Here is a 2,933-nt window from a genome sequence, read left to right on the forward strand (position 1 = left end):
GCCGCCACCAACACACACGCATCCCCCAGCGAGAACACCCCCGCCACATGCGCGGCCGCGACCTCACCCACCGAATGCCCGGCCAGGAACGCCGGAGCCACGCCCCAGCTCTCCAGAAGCCGGAACAGCGCCACCTCCAACGCGAACAGACCCGCCTGCGTGAACACCGTCCGATCCAACAGACCAGACCCGTCACCGGCAGCGAACATCACCTCACGCACACCCGCGACACCCACAGCCGCCAGATCATCCGCCAGCTGCGCATCCAGCCCAGCACACACCTCATCCAACGCCGCCGCGAACACCGGATAGACGTCGTAGAGTTCCCGGCCCATACCCGCACGCTGCGAGCCCTGACCCGAGAACAACACCGCCAGACGCCGCGAACCCGCAACACCCGCAAGGCCCGAACCCGACGCCAGCCCCGACAGCCCGGCCAAAGCCTCCGCCCGGTCACGCGCCACGACCACACCACGGTGCTCCAACACCGCACGCGACGACACCAACGAGAACCCGACAGACACCAACGACAGGTCCGGACGGTCACCGGCAAACGCCACCAGACGCTCGGCCTGCTCCCGCAGCGCGCCCTCAGTCTTCCCCGACAGCACCCACGGCACCACCGGCAGCGAAGACTCCGCCGGCTCCTCGGCCGAATCCTCCACCGGAGCCTGCTCCAGGATCGTGTGCGCATTCGTCCCGCTGATACCGAACGACGACACCGCCGCACGACGCGGCTCACCCGTCTCCGGCCACGCCACCGACTCCGTCAGCAGCTCCACCGCACCCGCCGACCAATCCACCTGCGGCGTCGGCTCATCCACGTGCAGCGTCCGCGGCAGCACACCGTGCCGCATCGCCATCACCATTTTGATCACACCGGCGACACCCGCAGCAGCCTGCGTGTGACCGATGTTCGACTTGACCGACCCCAGCCACAACGGCCGGTCCGCGTCACGGTCCTGCCCATACGTGGCCAGCAGCGCCTGCGCCTCAATCGGGTCACCCAGCTTCGTGCCCGTCCCGTGCGCCTCCACCACATCCACCTGGGCAGCCGTCAGACCAGCGCTCTCCAAAGCCTGCCGGATCACCCGCTGCTGCGACGGACCGTTCGGCGCCGTCAGACCGTTCGACGCACCATCCTGGTTCACCGCGCTACCGCGCACCACGGCGAGCACCCGGTGCCCGTTGCGCCGCGCGTCCGACAGCCGCTCGACCAGCAGCATGCCGACACCCTCACCCCACGCGGTGCCGTCCGCACCCGCCGCGAAGGCCTTCACCCGGCCGTCCGCCGCCAGACCGCGCTGACGGCTGAACTCCACGAACCCGATCGGCGTCGACATCACCGTGACACCACCGGCCAGCGCCAGGTCGCACTCGCCCTGACGCAGCGCCTGAGCAGCCAGGTGCAAGGCCACGAGCGACGACGAACACGCCGTGTCCACCGTCACCGCCGGCCCCTCCAGACCGAACGAGTACGAGATCCGACCGGAGAAGACGCTTGCCGCGTTCCCCGTCCCGAGGTAACCCTCGACGCTCTCTCCGCCGTCGGGTGCGCTCATCAGCAGCGTCGCGTAGTCCTGGCCGTTGGTGCCGGCGAAGACACCGGTCCGACTGCCCCGCAGCGAGGCCGGGTCGATCCCCGCCGCCTCGAAGGCCTCCCACGACGTCTCCAGCAGCAACCGCTGCTGCGGATCCATCGCCAGCGCCTCACGCGGCGAAATACCGAAGAACCCCGCGTCGAACCCGGCCACGTCCGCAAGGAACGCACCCTCGCGCACGTACGACTTGCCCGTTCGGTCCGGATCCGGATCGTAGAGCCCGTCGACGTCCCAACCGCGATCCGCCGGCCACGCCGAGACCGCATCCTGGCCCGCGGCCAGCAGTTTCCACAGATCCTCCGGGGAGCTCACACCCCCCGGGAACCGACAGCCCATGCCAACAATAACGATCGGCTCATCGCCGACCGCCACCCCCGTAGCAGTCAAACCCCGTTCCCCCGAAGCAGTCGAAACCGCAATCGGCGACTGGCCGAGCAGCTCCGTCAGCAGGTGATCGGCCAAGATCGCCGGGCTAACGTAATCGAAGATCAGCGTCGCGGGCAACCGCAGACCGGACACTGCGTTCAGACGATTCCGCAGCTCAACAGCCGTCAGAGAATCGAAACCCAACTCCTTGAACGCCCGGACGGCATCAACCGCATCACCCGAACGGTGGCCCAGCACCGCAGCCACCTCCGACCGCACCACGTCCAGCAGCACGATGCGACGCTCCGCCTCGGACAGCGCCCCCAACCGCTGCACGAGCGATGGGGTCCCGGTCACGGCGACCGGGTCCTCGGCCGCAGTCGCGGACCACTCGCGGACCTCGGGAAGCTCGCTGATCAGTGCAGTGGGCGTCTCGCCGGTGCTCAGTGCGCGCCGCCAGTCGACGTCGGCGACCACCAGGAAGGTCTCGTCGGCGTCGAGCACCTGCTGCAGCGCGAGGACTGCGAGGTTCGGGTCCATCGCCGGCACGCCGCGGTGGTGCAGGCGTCGTTCGATCTCTCCCTCGGCCAGGCCGCCGCCGGCCCAGTGGCCCCAGGCCACCGAGGTGGCGGGCAGGCCCGCGGCCCGGCGGTGGTGGGCCAGTGCGTCCAGGAAGGCGTTTCCGGGCGCGTAGTTGCCCTGCCCCGCGCCGCTGAAGGTGCCCGCGAAGGAGGAGAACAGCACGAACACCGACAGGTCCAGGTCCTGGGTCAGCTCGTGCAGGTTCAGTGCGGCGGTCATCTTCACCCGCAGCGCCCGGTCGACCTGCTCCAGCGTCAGATCGTCGAGCAGCGCGTCATCGAGCTGCGCCGCGGTGTGGATGACGGCGGTGAGGGGGTACTCCGCCGGGATCGCGGCCAACACCCCCGCCAGCGCCTCACGATCGGCCACGTCACACGCAGCCAC

Annotated in this window: 1 protein-coding gene; it reads right to left on the bottom strand. The window is 69.6% G+C overall.

Annotated features, from left to right (window positions below; all coding sequences use genetic code 11):
- The coding region (locus ACFQ87_RS45410; protein WP_380616911.1) for a type I polyketide synthase at positions 1 to 2,933 on the bottom strand (2,933 nt) is incomplete at both ends.

The sequence above is a fragment of the Kitasatospora sp. NPDC056531 genome (assembly GCF_042794375.1).
In the GTDB taxonomy this organism is placed as follows: Bacteria; Actinomycetota; Actinomycetes; order Streptomycetales; family Streptomycetaceae; genus Kitasatospora.